A 14824-nucleotide genomic window follows, 5' to 3' on the forward strand; every position below is an offset into this window, starting at 1 on the left:
GCGGAATGGACTCTGCTTTTCTAAAGATAGCCACTTATTGGGACCACTTCTCATCATCGTCAGAAGAGGTCCCAATTTCTCAAGCGGTCAGCGACCCTTCCAAACAGGATCGCGTTTTTCCGCAAACGCACGTGCGCCTTCAAGCTGATCTTCAGACCGATACAAGGCGTCTACAGTCGCAAGTTGGCTTTTGGTGATGCGGTTCATGGCATCCTGAAATTTGGAATCTTCCGCGTCCCGTACGATTTCCTTGATCGCCGCATAGACCAAAGGCGGACCGCTTGCCAACAACCGCGCCAGTTCCCATGCGCGATCCATCAGCTGATCTGCTGGGACAATTTCATTTACCAGCCCCCAGCGGTTCGCCTCTTCCACATCAAACCAGCGCCCCGTCAGCAAAAGCTCCATCGCGATGTGATAGGGAATACGTTTTGGCAGCTTCACACTGGCCGCATCGGCAACCGTGCCAGAACGGATTTCAGGAAGCGCAAATGTGGCATGCTCTGCCGCGAGAATGATGTCAGCGGAAATCGCCAGTTCAAGGCCGCCACCACACGCAATACCATTGACCGCCGCAATCACAGGTTTGTTCATGTCCCGCATTTCCTGCAAGCCACCGAACCCGCCGGGACCATAGTCGGCGTCAACTTCGTCACCGTCTGCTGCGGCCTTCAAATCCCAACCAGGGCAAAAGAACTTTTCTCCGCCTCCGGTCAGGATCGCGACCCGCAGTTCAGGATCATCACGAAAGTCCCGAAACACTTCGCCCATGATGCGGCTGGTCGCGAGGTCGATCGCGTTCGCCTTGGGACGATCCAGCGTCACTTCGAGTATGGCACCATCGCGCCGCGTTTTTACAATATCTTGGCTCATTGGATTAGTCCTTCCGTCGCATCAACGCGTCTGCAGCTACGGCATCATCCGGAGTGCAGAGCAGTGGGTTAATTTCAATTTCTTCAAGGCCCTCGGCATTGGCAAGCACGTAGGCCTCAATAGCGCGGATTGCCTTGAAAATCGCGCTTCGATCCGCCGGGGGCGCACCTCGATACCCGTCAAGCAGCTTTGAAACACGCAAACTGTTTAGCGCGGTATCAATCATGTCATCCGTGGCGGGCAACAAAAGGCTCGCGCTGTCCTGCATGATTTCGGTCAGGATTCCGCCTGCGGCCAATGTCATGACAAACCCGTGTGCGGGATCTTTGACCACTCCAATCAACAACTCGGCAACCGCATCCGTTATCATCTCTTCAATCAAGAAATGATCGGTTGGCATGGCTGCGGCTGTATCGCTGACGGCTTGTCCGTTCATTAGGTTAAGCACAACAGCACCTGCTTCGGTCTTGTGTGCAACACCTTCGCCTTTGAGAACGACAGGAAACCCAATGTCCACCGCTGCGGCGCGCGCGGCCCCCGTGGAAGCCGCTCTTTTAAAGTGGGGCGTGCGCAATCCGTGCCACGACAAACGGCTTTTTGCTTCTGCTTCAGGTAAGAGTTCCGGTGAAACATTCTCTGTTGGCAGGCAAATCGGGGGCGTATCGCCTGAAACCGGAAGAGCCGCGGCTTCACATGCCACGATCGCTTCGCTTAATCCCATCAAGGGCACGACCCCCGCTGCCATCAATCGGTCCGCCACCCCTTCGGGCAACAGTTCGGGCAGTGTTGCAACCATCGCGACATTGGTGCCCGTTTGTTCTTTTGCGCCAATCGCCGCCTGTATGGTGCATTCCCAATCGGATGCATCACACCGATCTTCGCGCGGGGTATCAACGATCAGAAGGGTCATCGCGATATCCGGGTCCATGATGGCGCCCCACGCCTTGGTCATCGCCTCGGCATCGCGCCAGATATAGGTGTGATAGTCCAATGGGTTTGCCAAGGCGACCATCGGGCCCAGCGCATCCCTCAAGTCGGTTTTCTGCCGGTCGTTCAGGGGCGGAAAGACCATACCCCGCCCATGTGCCGTGTCGGCCGCAAGGCTGGCTTCGCCGCCGGAACAGCTGATTGAGGCGATCCGGTTCGAGGGAAGCCGTCCCACGACATGCAACAGTTTGAGCGTTTCCAGAAATTCAGGAATCGAGTCGACCCGCGCAATCCCCAAACGGGATAACAATGCACTGGCGCCTGCATCTCCTCCGGCCAAAGAGGCGGTATGAGACACGGTTGCCGCCTGCGCCTGTTCGGACTTTCCGACCTTTAACGCGACAATGGGCTTGCCCAGTTCTCGGGCTTTGGCCGCGAGGTCTTCGAATGCGCGCAAATCTCCAAAGCCTTCGATATGAAGCCCCAAAGCCGTCACCCGTGGGTCCTCTAGCAACGCCTGACCAATGTGCGCCACACCGGATTGTGCCTGATTGCCCGCTGTCACGACATACGCGACGGGAACACCCCGCTTTTGCATGGTCATGTTGATCGCGATATTGGAACTTTGAGTGACGATGGCCACGCCTGAATCTGCTGCGACCCCGCCATGTTGATCTGGCCACAAAAGCGCGCCGTCGAGGTAATTCACGAACCCATAACAGTTTGGCCCAAGAATGGGCATGTCCCCTGCCGCGTCCAACAGTTGCTGTTGAAGATCCGCACCTTCGGCATCTTCTGCTTCGGCCTCAAGGAACCCGCTGGCAAAGCAAACCGCACCCCCCGCGCCGCGTTCGGACAAAAGGCGCACGGCCTCGATCGTGATAAAGCGGTTCACACCAATGAAGCTTGCGTCCGGGGCAGATGGCAAATCCTCGATGTGTCGATATACCGGAAGGCCTGCCATTTCCTCGGCCTTGGGGTGTACCGGCCAGATGGCGCCAGCAAAGCCCATCTTGCGACATTGTTCGATCACGAGCCGACACCAGTCTCCGCCGCCGATCACAGCTATGGATTTTGGCGACAACAGGCGATTCAACTTTTCAACCATTCAAAAACCTCCAGGTAGGATTGCCTTCTTTTTGGGCAAATTTCGGGATTGCCATCCGCAATTGCTGCATCGCAGCATTTTTCTTGTAGGTCCGGCGCATGATCTCTCTTACCTTGAGAGTCAGCCAGAGAGCGGGAGGCCAGCTCTGGATGACCTGCAACCATGATGGAGATTGTTCCATGTGCCTCTCGACTGCTGCGCTTTCACTTTTTCTGAACCTTCTGAACCTTGAAAACATCACGACCGAACCCGGCCGCGTCATCATCCACGCCTCTGACCGCGAGGCCCATTGGGTGAACGACGGTGACCGCTGGTGTACCATGGCGCCCCAACTAGATCGGCTTGCCCGTTTTGCGCCCAGCGCAACCGAGTGATCATTTGTCCGCATAAAGACATATCCAGAAAAAGGCGGTTCAGGCCTGATTAGAGCCTAATCCGTCACGTCACGATCAAGGTGACCGAGGTCTTTCTCGGGCGTGATCTGGTCACGGACGCGGCTTTTGAGCACTTTCACATCGGGAAAGCCTCCGTCGCGTTTTCGTTCCCAGATCAACACGCCATCCACCTCGATTTCGAACACGCCACCCATTTCACCCGGCACAAGCGTCACAGCCCCCAATTCGGTCTGAAAGGTCTGCAACAACTCTTGGGCCATCCATCCGGCGCGCAACAACCAGTTGCACCCCGTACAATAAGTGATGGTCACGTGTGGTTTTGTCATCGATCAAGCGCCATGTGCTCTCAGCATCTCGCGGCTGATGATGTGCCGCTGGATTTCACTGGTGCCTTCCCAGATACGCTCAACCCGCGCGTCTCGCCAGATGCGTTCGAGAGGAAGTTCATCCATCAGCCCCATACCGCCGTGAATCTGGATTGCTTCGTCAGCGACAAAGGCCAACATCTCGGTCGCTTTGAGTTTCGCCATCGACATGTCGGATTCGGTGACGGTGCCCTGATCAAACTTCCAACCAGCCTCCCATGTCAGCAGGTTGGCCGCCTTCAGCTCCAGCGCCATATCGGCGAGTTTGAAGGATACGCCCTGAAACTTGCCGATCTGCTGGCCGAATTGCTTGCGTTCGGCGGCGTATTCTACGGAATGTTGCAATGCCCGCTCTGCGCGTCCCAAACAGGTGGCCGCAACTTGCAGACGGGTCGCGCCAAGCCACGTGTTGGCAACGTCAAACCCTTTGTCGACTTCGCCCAAAATCGCCGAGGACGGCAGGCGGCAATCGTCAAATTCCAGAACCGCATTGGTATACCCACGATGACTGACGTTGCCGTACCCGTCGCGCACTTCAAAACCGGGCGTGCCTTTGTCGACAAAGAACGCGGTGATTTTCTTTTTCGGGCCGCGGGGCGTGTCTTCGACACCTGTCGCCATAAAACAGATCGCAAAGTCGGCAATGTCGGCATGGCTGATGAAGTGTTTGGTTCCGTTCAAAATCCAATCATCGCCGTCCTGCTTGGCCGTGGCCTTCATGCCACGCAGATCGGAACCCGCATCAGGCTCTGTCATCGCCAAACAATCCCACTTTTCCCCTTTCATACAGGGATAGAGATATTTTTCCTTTTGCTCGTCGGTGCCAGCCAAAAGAATGTTCGAAGGGCGCGCCACGCCCGTCCAGTGCAGCGCATAGTTGGCCCGACCCAGTTCCTTTTCGTACATAAGCCAGCTCAGGGTATCGAGGCCCGCACCGCCCACTTCTTCTGGCATGTTGGCGGCATAAAGACCTGCCTCCATTGCCTTGCTCTGAACGTCCTTGATGACGTCCATGTCCAGATGCCCGGTCCGTTCGATTTCCAACTCGTGTGGATAAAGTTCATTTTCAACAAAGGCACGTGTCGTATCGACGATCATTGCCTGTTCTTCGGTCATCCCAAACTGCATGTTGCGCGCTCCGTTAAAGGTGTTTTGTCCATGTGAAAGGGCTTGCCAATTCACATCATGCAAGATTAGTCATTTATCATGCATGATTGGACCAAAAAAAACGCTGCTTTGCAGCACATCGGCGTGCTGCTGTTCGAGGGATTCTCGAACCATTGCCTTGCCAATACGGTCGAGCCTATGCGCGCCGCCAATATGCTAAGCGATCAGACGCTCTATGACTGGCGTTTCCTTTCACTTACCGGCGAGGCTGTTGTGTCTTCCAGCGGCCTTGAGGTCACGCCGCACAGCCGTTTGGCGGATCACGCGGGCGACATGCTTGTGGTCATGCCGTCCTATGGTTTCTTGAACCACGGTGGCTGGCACACGCAAGCAGCGCTGCGTGCGGCGTCACATCGATACGAAACACTTGCCGCTATGGACACAGGAAGCTGGCTGTTGGCCGAGGCGGGGCTGCTTGATAGCCATCGCGCGACGATCCATTGGGAAGAATTGGTCCGGTTTTCAGAGCGTTTTCCAGAAGTGGACACCGTGCGCGAACGATACGTGATTGATGACAACCGGATCACCTGTTCCGGTGCCATGGCCGCCTTTGATCTGACGATGCACTTGATCGGGCGCGATCAGGGACAGGCATTGGCGCTGGAGGTGGCACAACTGTTCATGTCCCGGGATTCGGCACGATCCCATGCAGGCGGGGCCAGCTCTTCCAGCCGCGTGATCAATCAGGCCCTTGCTTTGATGCAAGAGCATCTGGAGCACCCCTTGCCCATTTCAGAAATTGCGCGGCGCACGGGCCGGACACAAAAGGCCTTGGAAACGCGGATGAAGGCGGACCTTGGCGCGTCTCCTGCACAGGTTTACCGTCGCATGCGTCTCACGTTTGCCCGCAAGTTGGTGAATGAAACTGATCTCGCAATCAGCGAAATCGCGTTGCGCTCCGGGTATGAAGATCCCGCCGCAATGACGCGTGCCTTTCGCAAGGAATTTGGCACCACACCACGAGATTTACGCAGGAATAGTCTCTGATTTGTTGCGAAATACTTGCAAACGGATGCGACTTTTCGAAGAACCGGCAGCCTCATAGGCCGCCAGTTCTCTGTGCCAGCTTCACGGAAAACGTTAGCTCGCGTAGTTCGAGTTTTCTTCGTCTAAAATGGCTTTCAACTCGGCAAGGTGCCTGAAGTCCTGTTCGGGATAGTCTTCCAGTTCGCTAGCCGTCTTTTCAGCCACCTCATCGGACAACACCCGCAGCGGCTGTCCGGTTTGCAGCGCGCGAATATAGGTCTCGGCGGCACGCTCGAAATAATAGAGGCGGTTGAACGTTTCTGCGACAGTATCGCCAATGATCATCACACCATGATTGCCCATGATCATGGTTTTCTTCTTTGGATCGGTCAGCAACGCGGCACAACGCTCGCCTTCGTCCTCGAAGGCAAGTCCGCCATAGTGGTTGTCGATCACATAGCGGTTAAAGAAGGTCGCACAGTTCTGGTCGATCGGCAGCAAACGTGAATCTTCCAAAGAAGCCAGAACCGTCGCGTGAATCGAATGGACATGCATTGCACACCGCGCATGCGGACAGTGGCGATGGATGCCGCCATGAAGCCCCCACGCGGTGGGGTCTGGCGCATCTGGTCCGGACAAGGTTTCCGGATCATTGGCATCCACAATAATCAGATCGCTGGCCTTGATCCGGCTAAAGTGTTTCTGGTTTGGGTTCATCAAGAACTGCGTGCCATCATCATTGATCGCAAGGCTAAAATGATTGGCTACCCCTTCGTGCAAGTTCAGCCGAGCCGTCCAGCGAAAGGCAGCCGCCAAATCGACCCGCTCCTGCCAGTGGTCCATATTCGGGCGAAGTTCAGTCACGCTCATTTTGGCGTATCTCCTTGGACAAAATCGAAATCAGTTCAAGCCTGCCCAAAGCCGGTATTCTTTACCAACGAAAAATTCTGAGTTAATGCATTAGTATAACTTATGCATGGATTATACCATGAACTCTGCCCTACCCCCTTTGAATTGGCTTCGCGCATTCGAGGCCTCGGCCCGCCACTTGTCTTTCACCGATGCGGCCGCCGAACTCAACATGACCCAAAGCGCCGTAAGCCAGCAGATCAAATCGCTGGAAGGTCACTTGGGGCGACAGCTTTTTCATCGCCGCCCGCGCGCATTGGAATTGACCCAATCGGGCCTAACCTTTTTGCCTGTCGTCCGAGAGGCGTTTCGCACCCTTACACGTGGCACCCGCGCAATGCTTGGCCCTGATCGAAATGTCTTGCAGGTGCAAAGCAACATTTCTTTTGCGATCCAGTGGCTCGCTCCGCGCCTGCCGCGATTTCACGCGCGTCACCCTGACGTTCGCCTGAGCATCAGAACCGAACTTTGGGAAGCGCGCGATATGGCCGAAGGCGCAGATATCGAGATCCGGTATTCGCTGCGTCCTGCCACGCACCTGAATGCCCATCTGCTCAAAAGGGATCATTACTATCCGGTTGCGGCGCCCGGATATGACGTGCCTCTCGATCAACTTTCCAGTCATCCTCTTTTTGACTGCGCGGGGCTGATGTGCAACTGGCCGTCCTGGGCCGAAGATCAGTCTCTAACTTGGCCCAATCCTTATGTAACCTATTGCACCACCTATTCGATTTCGCTCGCCATTGCGGCAGCGGGAGGAGGCGTTGCGCTTGCGCATGACACGATTGCTTCGGAATACCTAAAACAAGGCACGCTTGTGCGTCCGTTTGAACACCGGGTGCCCATGGAAGAAGCCTATTATCTACTGATGTCTCCTCAGGCCGCAGATACCCCATCGGCCCAAGCCTTCAGCAATTGGCTCATCGAGGAAATTGCTGCGTTCGAAGGGTCACTCGACTAGGCGGGGCGACCTCGCAGGTGCGCGTCCTCTAGTCTTTGGGGCGCGAAGGCACCCATGCATACCCATCCGGACACAACAGATACGCCTCTCTCAGACCATGTGGCTTGTCCGTTGGAGGCTGCAAAACATGCATCCCTGCGGCCTCGGCCCTGGCAACTGCGACCTCTGGGTCTGTATCATATAGACGGATCTCGAGACCGGCACCCCTTGCACCATTTTCAGGCAACAGCCCCAAAAGCGGGTTTGAATGGTACGTCCCGTCGGCATGAAGCTGAAACACCTGATCGCCATAGGTGACGATCGCAAAATCATCCGTCGGCTGATGCACAGTCATATCAAAAACAGTCTCTAACATGGCGCAATGTGCTCTGACATTGCGCACAAGAAGATTGAAGCCAATCCCTTTGAGGGATTTTCCAAACGTTTCTGCATCCACAGTTTCAAAATTCACAAGAAAGCCCTTTCACGAAACCTTCATCACCATGCAGCTTGATAGTTCCCTTACCACTGTGTCAACGTGGGCCATGACTAAGAACAGTTTTCCAAGCTGGGCAGAAAGTGCCCCCCGCCTCATTGCAGTTGCCGCAGGACGCGCCGCCGCCGACACGGTTATTCGAAATGGACAATGGGTCAACGTCCACACGCGGGAAATCTTGCCAGACCAATCCATTGCCATTGCCGACGGGCGGATCGCTTATGTCGGTCCGGATGCGTCGCATTGTGTTGGCGAAAACACCGAGATCATTGAGGCGCATGGCCGCTTTATGATCCCTGGCCTGTGTGACGGGCATATGCACATCGAGTCCGGCATGTTGACGCCAGCCGAGTTCGCGCGCGCGGTCATTCCGCACGGCACGACCAGCATGTTCACGGACCCTCATGAGATTGCGAATGTGCTTGGCATCGAAGGCGTTCGTATGATGCATGACGAGGCTCTGTTACAGCCCATTAACATCTTTACCCAAATGCCATCCTGTGCGCCCTCTGCTCCGGGCCTCGAAACGACAGGGTATGAAATAACGCCCGAAAACGTGGCCGAGGCCATGACCTGGCCCGGTATCGTGGGTCTTGGCGAGATGATGAATTTTCCCGGCGTCATTCACGCCGACCCCAAGATGCTGGCCGAGATGGCCGCGACCCAAGAAGCCGGAAAAACGATCGGCGGGCACTATGCCAGCCCTGATTTAGGCCCGAACTTTCACGCCTATGCGGCGGGCGGACCGGCAGACGATCACGAAGGCACATGCGAAGCCGACGCCGTGATGCGCGTCCGACAGGGCATGCGCGCCATGATGCGGTTCGGCAGCGCCTGGTATGATGTCGAATCCCAGATTACTGCAGTGACCGAAAAAGGGCTCGATCCGCGAGGCTTTATCTTGTGCACCGACGATTGCCACTCTGGCACTCTAACTCAAGACGGGCACATGAACCGCGCCGTCCGCCACGCCATCGACGTTGGATGCGATCCTCTTATCGCCCTTCAAATGGCAACGATCAACACAGCAACACACTTTGGGTTAGAGCGTGAATTAGGCTCTATTACACCCGGAAGACGTGCTGATGTGATCCTGACCAGCGATTTACACAGCTTGCCAATTGAATTGGTCATTGCACGTGGTGTCACCGTCGCGAAAGACGGCACATGTCTTGTGACCTGCCCGCATTATGACTGGCCCGATCACGCGAGACAAACCGTGCACCTTGGCAAACAGCTGTCCGCACCCGATTTTGCGATTCCCGCACCAGAAGGTGCTACTTCGGTGAAAGCAAAGGTGATCGGAATTGTCGAAAATCAGGCTCCGACAAAAGCACTTTCAGCCGTGCTTCAGGTCAGGGATGGGCTGGTTCAGCCTGAAACAGAGACTGATATTGCCCAAGTTGCCCTTGTTGAGCGACATCGCGGAACTGGCAGTGTGGCGAACGGATTTGTCTCTGGCTTTGGATATCAGGGCGATATGGCCATGGCGTCGACAGTGGCGCATGACAGTCACCAAATGATTGTCGTCGGAACATGCCGCGAGAACATGGCACTGGCCGCCAACCGTCTTGGTGAGGTTTCGGGCGGCATGGTGATCTTTAAAGACGGGCAAGAGATCGCGCTTGTCGAACTTCCTATTGCCGGGTTGATGTCTGATGAACCCGCCAAAGAGGTCGCCATAAAGGCTCAAGGGATTGTAGATGGCATGCGCGCCTGCGGCTGCACATTGAACAACGCCAATATTCAGCACTCGTTCCTTGCGCTTGTTGTTATCCCGGAACTGCGCCTGTCGGATTTGGGTTTGGTCGATGTGGTCAAATTTGAACTGACGGACCTTTTGGAAAGCACTACATGACACCTGCTGCGAACACCCCCGTCATCACACCCACCGTTCCCACCGCCGAAGCGTTTACCGATGCAGAGGCAGCCGTCACGCGCCTTGAAGAATTGTACCGTGAAGGCACGTCGTTTCTGTGTGAAAAATTTCGAATTGTTCTGGAAGGCGGGCCAAAGCAAAAACGCTTTCGCGCCTTTTATCCGGAAATCCGGATCACAACGACAAGCTTTGCACAAATCGACTCAAGGCTGAGCTTTGGTCACGTGGCCGAACCCGGAACACACAGCACGACCATCACGCGCCCCGATCTGTTTCGAAACTATCTGGTGCAGCAGATCGACCTTTTGATCTGCAACCATGGCGTTCCTGTGATCATTGGCCCATCCGACACACCGATCCCCATTCATTTTGCGGTCTCGTCAGATGCCACCTTAACGGTCCCACAAGAAGGCGCGTCGTCCTTCACTCTCAGAGATGTGTTTGATGTGCCTATGTTGTCGAATACCAACGACGATATCGTGAATGGCACATTTTCAGGACACGACGACGGAAGCGCGCCCCTGTCGCCCTTTACCGCACAACGGATCGATTATTCCTTGGCGCGTCTCAGCCACTATACCGCGACAGATCCGGAACACTTTCAAAACCACGTCCTGTTCACCAACTACCAGTTTTACGTGTCCGAGTTCGAAGCATTTGCTCGCACCCAGCTCGCAGACCCCAACAGCGGCTATTCGAGCTTTGTCAGCACCGGTAACCAAGAGATAACAGATCCTGATGCCCCTCTGAATGTGGTCGAGAAGCAACCTCAGATGCCGACCTATCACCTGAAGCGCAAAGATGGTTCAGGGATTACACTGGTCAATATCGGCGTCGGGCCGTCGAATGCTAAAACCGCCACGGATCACATCGCTGTTTTGCGCCCCCATGCGTGGGTCATGGTGGGGCATTGCGCAGGTCTTCGAAATTCACAATCGCTTGGAGATTTTGTTCTCGCGCATGCCTATTTGCGAGAGGACCACGTGCTTGACGATGACCTGCCCGTGTGGGTTCCGATCCCGGCGCTGGCCGAGGTGCAGATCGCGCTGGAACAAGCCGTCGAAGATGTTACCGAGTTGGAAGGGTATGACCTAAAACGTGTCATGCGGACAGGAACGGTTGCAACAATTGACAACCGAAATTGGGAATTACGTGATCAATCCGGGCCTGTTCAGCGTCTGAGCCAATCACGTGCCGTCGCTTTGGACATGGAGAGCGCAACAATCGCGGCCAATGGATTCCGCTTTCGCGTCCCGTATGGCACCTTGTTATGTGTCAGCGACAAACCTTTGCATGGTGAATTGAAGCTGCCCGGCATGGCCTCTGACTTTTATCGCACCCAAGTGGCACGCCATCTCATGATCGGTATCAGGGCCATGGAAACCCTGCGGGACATGCCGTTAGAGCGTCTTCATTCGCGAAAATTGCGCAGCTTTGACGAGACCGCATTTTTGTGAGATTTAATCGCAAGAGTTGACGTGAACGTCTTGCAAGGTGTCGGTCACCAGCAAATCAGGCAAAAAACAGCAGTTATCCCCTAGTTTTTTGGGTTTTCTGACACACAATTCGTTGTGTTCCCCTACCATATCCACTTAAATGCCCGCCATGAGGCCCAATATTCGGGCAGACTAATGGAGACCTGTAATGGCAAAACCAATGACCAAGACCCAGCTCGTTGCCGCTCTGGCCGAAGAAATGGGCACCGACAAAAAATCCGCAGGCGCTGCTCTGGAAGCAGTATGTGCACTGATCACAAGCGAAGTATCCGCTGGTGGTGCCGTTACCCTGCCAGGCGTTGGTAAAATCTATTGCCGCGAGCGTCCCGAGCGCATGGTTCGCAACCCCGCGACCGGCGAGCAGATCAAGAAAGAAGCCGACAAGGTTGTGAAAATGACCATTGCCAAAGCGCTCAAAGACAGCGTGAACGGCTAAGCTTTCGCTTATTGCTTACGAAAAGGGTCGCCCAAGGCGGCCCTTTTTTGTGTGTCAGGCCATTCCGCATTGCTCCAGAAGCAACGCACGCAACAGAAATCACATTTCCTAAACCTTTATTCTTGCACGCTCGGCCCATTTCCCGTTTTTTCTCCTGAAAACAGAGCAGGTCACATCAATGCAGTCCGATCGCGCCGCCGTCTTTTCATGTATGCGCAACGAAGGTCCCTTCATCATGGAATGGGTGGCCTATCACCGTGCCATCGGTTTTGACACGATTGCGGTTGCAACAAACAACTGTACCGACGGATCGGACCGGATGCTTGATCGTCTGGCCGAGTTGGGCCACGTCATTCATATCGACAATCAGCTGGAAGAAGGCGAGGCCCCTCAAAGGGCAGGATTGCGTCGGGCCTTGGCACATCCGGAAATTGGCAGCTGCGCGTGGTTGCTGCACATCGATGCGGACGAATTTCTGAACGTGACGGCAGGCGAGGGCTTTGTGTCTGACCTGCTGGCGGTGTCAGATGACGCCGAGGCCATCGCCATCCTGTGGCGCAGTTTTGGGCACAACGGTCTTGGTTACTGGAACGGCGGAAGCGTCTTGAATGCCTTCACCCGTGCGCAGGGACGGCCGATGAAACGCAGCATAGCCCACAAGACCATGTTCAGGCCCGACAGGTTCGGGTCTGCCATTGATCACATGCCGAAAGAGCCGGTTTCGGACAATCCGGTGCTAATCAACACGGCTGGCGAACATGTTTACAACCGCGCCCTGCGCAATCCATCCCGTGCGCGATACCGTATGGGGTTCGAGGCCTGCACTTGGGAAAACGCGAACATCAACCACTATGCCATCAAATCGCAGGACATCTTCTTGATGAAGAACGACCGCGGCGACGGCATGGCAGCAACCCGAAACAAGTATTTCCTGAATTCGGTCTTTTACTTCCGCCACAACCGAAATGACGTCGAAGAAAAAGGCATTCTGCGCCATTGGCCCGCGACCGAAGCCATTTTGAATGAAATGCGTTCTGATCCGGAACTTGTTGAACTGGAAAAGGCTGCTCTTGACGCATATCGCACACGACGTGACCAAGTGCTTACACCAGAGCGCATTTTAGAATGGAGCTTGCCTCCTCGCAAATAGGCGTTTGCTACTACTGATCTTGCGAGTTACTGCTTGGCGGCACGACAGGGAAAAAGGCCGTCAGAAATGGATTTTCGCGCTATTGGCATGGGGCTGCTCTTTGCCCTGATCTGGTCTTCGGCCTTTACATCCGCACGCATTATTGTGGCAGATGCCCCCCCGTTTGCGATCTCGGCCCTGCGCTTTGCAATTGCCGGAGTTCTGGGCGTCGCCATCGCACGCGCAATGGGACAAAGCTGGCATCTCACCCGTGAACAATGGCGGGCCACGCTGATCTTTGGCTTGTGTCAGAACGCTCTGTACCTTGGGCTTAACTTCATGGCCATGACCACGGTCGAGGCCTCGCTTGCCTCTATCATTGCATCAACAATGCCTCTCATGGTGGCACTGGCGGGGTGGGTGTTCCTTGGGGACAAGCTGAACAAACAGGCCAGCATCGGACTTATCCTCGGATTTGCGGGTGTCATCGTGATTATGGGATCCCGCATGAGCGCCGGTGTCGACATTTTCGGGGTCGGCTTGTGCCTTGTGGGGGCGGCCGCACTGACCATTGCCACCCTGATGTTGCGTGGCGCGTCGACCGGCGGCAATTTGATGATGATTGTCGGCTTGCAGATGTTCGTCGGCGCGGCAGTTCTGTTTGTGGCGTCATTGGCATTCGAAACATGGGAGTTCAACTGGAATCCCCGCATGCTGACAGCTTTTGCCTATACCATTGTTGCGCCGGGGCTTTTTGCAACATGGATCTGGTTCACACTGGTCAACCGGATCGGGGCTGTGCGCGCGGCAACATTCCACTTCCTCAATCCGTTCTTTGGTGTTCTGATTGCTGCATTGCTATTGGGCGAAAGCTTGGGCGTCATGGATTATGTTGGCGTGGCTGTGATCTCGGTTGGCATTCTCTTGGTGCAACTTTCGAAACAAACGAACACGGCCAAGTGATCGCGCGTCAGAGGTCTTTGTACTGACATCATATCCTATTCTTGGCACATAAAGTGTCATGGAATATCTCTTTGCATATGGCGCTGGATTGCTGACGTTGATCAATCCCTGCGTATTACCCGTCTTGCCGATTGTGTTGGCAACGGCGCTTCAAGCCAGCAAATACGGCCCTGTCGCACTGGCTGCAGGCATGAGCCTGTCCTTTGTGGTGCTGGGCATGGGTGTCACCACCTTTGGCTACGCAATCGGGCTTGGACCCGAGGATATCGCCAGCGCAGGTGCGTTTTTGATGATTGCCTTTGGTGTCATCCTGTTGGTCCCGCGGTTTTCAACTGCGTTTTCGACAGCCACCGCTGGCGTCGCTTCAAGCGCCGACGCGGGATTGGATCAAGTGGACCGATCCACCCTGCGTGGTCAGTTTATGGGGGGCGTGCTGCTCGGTGCCGTCTGGAGCCCCTGCGTCGGCCCGACATTGGGTGGCGCGATATCCCTGGCCAGCCAAGGAGAAAGCCTTCTCCGCGCGACGCTGATCATGACGTTCTTTGCGCTGGGTGTGTCCTCGATTATTCTGGCCCTTGGGTACGGTGCGCGATCCGCACTGCAACGCCGCCAAGACCTCATGCGCAAGATTGCCGCGTCGGCCCGTCCGTTTATGGGCGTCATGTTTATCGCCGTCGGTCTGATGCTTTTCTTTAACCTTCACCACTCGATCGAAGCCTGGCTCGTCAACATAATGCCTGCCTGGTTGCTTGATCTGTCCGTATCTATCTAATTC

At 55.3% G+C, this 14824-nt stretch carries 16 protein-coding genes; 9 read left to right on the plus strand and 7 right to left on the minus strand.

Annotated features, from left to right (window positions below):
• Positions 1–87: 87 nt before the first annotated feature.
• Genes PH7735_RS15720 through PH7735_RS15730 form a run of 3 tightly spaced genes read right to left on the minus strand, consistent with a single transcriptional unit; the run spans position 88 to position 3089 of the window.
• On the minus strand, positions 88–873 hold the full coding sequence (locus PH7735_RS15720; RefSeq protein ID WP_058312373.1) for a carnitinyl-CoA dehydratase: 786 nt from the start codon (positions 871–873) through the stop codon (positions 88–90).
• Between the two features lie 4 nt (positions 874–877).
• Positions 878–2908, minus strand: coding sequence for an acetate--CoA ligase family protein (locus PH7735_RS15725; protein WP_058312374.1), 2031 nt, complete (start codon positions 2906–2908; stop codon positions 878–880).
• Positions 2901–3089: a hypothetical protein gene (locus tag PH7735_RS15730; protein ID WP_058312375.1), complete on the minus strand. Its 189-nt coding sequence runs from the start codon at positions 3087–3089 to the stop codon at positions 2901–2903. The genes PH7735_RS15725 and PH7735_RS15730 overlap by 8 nt, the downstream gene beginning before the upstream one ends.
• Here PH7735_RS15730 and PH7735_RS15735 point away from each other — a divergent pair.
• Entirely contained in the window at positions 3088–3282 is a 195-nt protein-coding gene (locus PH7735_RS15735; RefSeq protein WP_058312376.1) for a hypothetical protein, read from the plus strand. The genes PH7735_RS15730 and PH7735_RS15735 overlap by 2 nt on opposite strands.
• Positions 3283–3338: 56 nt before the next feature.
• Here the strand turns inward: PH7735_RS15735 and PH7735_RS15740 are convergent, their stop codons facing one another.
• Both PH7735_RS15740 and PH7735_RS15745 read right to left on the minus strand, forming a co-directional pair.
• Complete coding sequence (locus tag PH7735_RS15740) at positions 3339–3629, minus strand: Rdx family protein (protein WP_058312377.1); 291 nt, start codon at positions 3627–3629, stop codon at positions 3339–3341.
• 3 nt (positions 3630–3632) lie between these two features.
• Complete coding sequence (locus PH7735_RS15745; protein WP_058312378.1) at positions 3633–4796, minus strand: acyl-CoA dehydrogenase family protein; 1164 nt, start codon at positions 4794–4796, stop codon at positions 3633–3635.
• 78 nt (positions 4797–4874) lie between these two features.
• Between PH7735_RS15745 and PH7735_RS15750 the strand changes: the two genes are divergently transcribed.
• Positions 4875–5822, plus strand: a complete 948-nt coding sequence (locus PH7735_RS15750) for a GlxA family transcriptional regulator (RefSeq protein ID WP_058312379.1) — start codon at positions 4875–4877, stop codon at positions 5820–5822.
• 93 nt (positions 5823–5915) lie between these two features.
• Here the strand turns inward: PH7735_RS15750 and PH7735_RS15755 are convergent, their stop codons facing one another.
• Positions 5916–6671, minus strand: coding sequence for a class II aldolase and adducin N-terminal domain-containing protein (locus tag PH7735_RS15755; RefSeq protein WP_058312380.1), 756 nt, complete (start codon positions 6669–6671; stop codon positions 5916–5918).
• 118 nt (positions 6672–6789) lie between these two features.
• Between PH7735_RS15755 and PH7735_RS15760 the strand changes: the two genes are divergently transcribed.
• A complete protein-coding gene (locus PH7735_RS15760; protein WP_058312589.1) occupies positions 6790–7671 on the plus strand; it encodes a LysR substrate-binding domain-containing protein in 882 nt (293 codons plus the stop codon).
• 28 nt (positions 7672–7699) lie between these two features.
• Here the strand turns inward: PH7735_RS15760 and PH7735_RS15765 are convergent, their stop codons facing one another.
• Positions 7700–8122, minus strand: coding sequence for a VOC family protein (locus tag PH7735_RS15765; protein ID WP_058312381.1), 423 nt, complete (start codon positions 8120–8122; stop codon positions 7700–7702).
• Between the two features lie 73 nt (positions 8123–8195).
• On the opposite strand from PH7735_RS15765, the gene ade reads away from it, so the two are divergent.
• From ade to PH7735_RS15795, 6 genes are all read left to right on the plus strand, one after another.
• On the plus strand, positions 8196–10004 hold the full coding sequence (ade, locus tag PH7735_RS15770; RefSeq protein WP_058312382.1) for an adenine deaminase: 1809 nt from the start codon (positions 8196–8198) through the stop codon (positions 10002–10004).
• Complete coding sequence (locus PH7735_RS15775) at positions 10001–11482, plus strand: AMP nucleosidase (RefSeq protein WP_058312383.1); 1482 nt, start codon at positions 10001–10003, stop codon at positions 11480–11482. Before ade ends, PH7735_RS15775 begins: the two co-directional genes overlap by 4 nt.
• A gap of 187 nt (positions 11483–11669) precedes the next feature.
• Positions 11670–11957, plus strand: coding sequence for an HU family DNA-binding protein (locus tag PH7735_RS15780; protein WP_058312384.1), 288 nt, complete (start codon positions 11670–11672; stop codon positions 11955–11957).
• A 178-nt stretch (positions 11958–12135) separates the two neighbouring features.
• Positions 12136–13107, plus strand: coding sequence for a glycosyltransferase family 2 protein (locus tag PH7735_RS15785; protein WP_058312385.1), 972 nt, complete (start codon positions 12136–12138; stop codon positions 13105–13107).
• A gap of 66 nt (positions 13108–13173) precedes the next feature.
• The gene (locus tag PH7735_RS15790) at positions 13174–14049 is read left to right on the plus strand and encodes a DMT family transporter (RefSeq protein ID WP_058312386.1); all 876 of its coding nucleotides are present in this window, start codon (positions 13174–13176) and stop codon (positions 14047–14049) included.
• 58 nt (positions 14050–14107) lie between these two features.
• Positions 14108–14821, plus strand: coding sequence for a cytochrome c biogenesis CcdA family protein (locus PH7735_RS15795; protein WP_058312387.1), 714 nt, complete (start codon positions 14108–14110; stop codon positions 14819–14821).
• Positions 14822–14824 lie beyond the last annotated feature (3 nt).

This window comes from Shimia thalassica, assembly GCF_001458215.1.
Classification (GTDB): Bacteria; Pseudomonadota; Alphaproteobacteria; order Rhodobacterales; family Rhodobacteraceae; genus Shimia; species Shimia thalassica.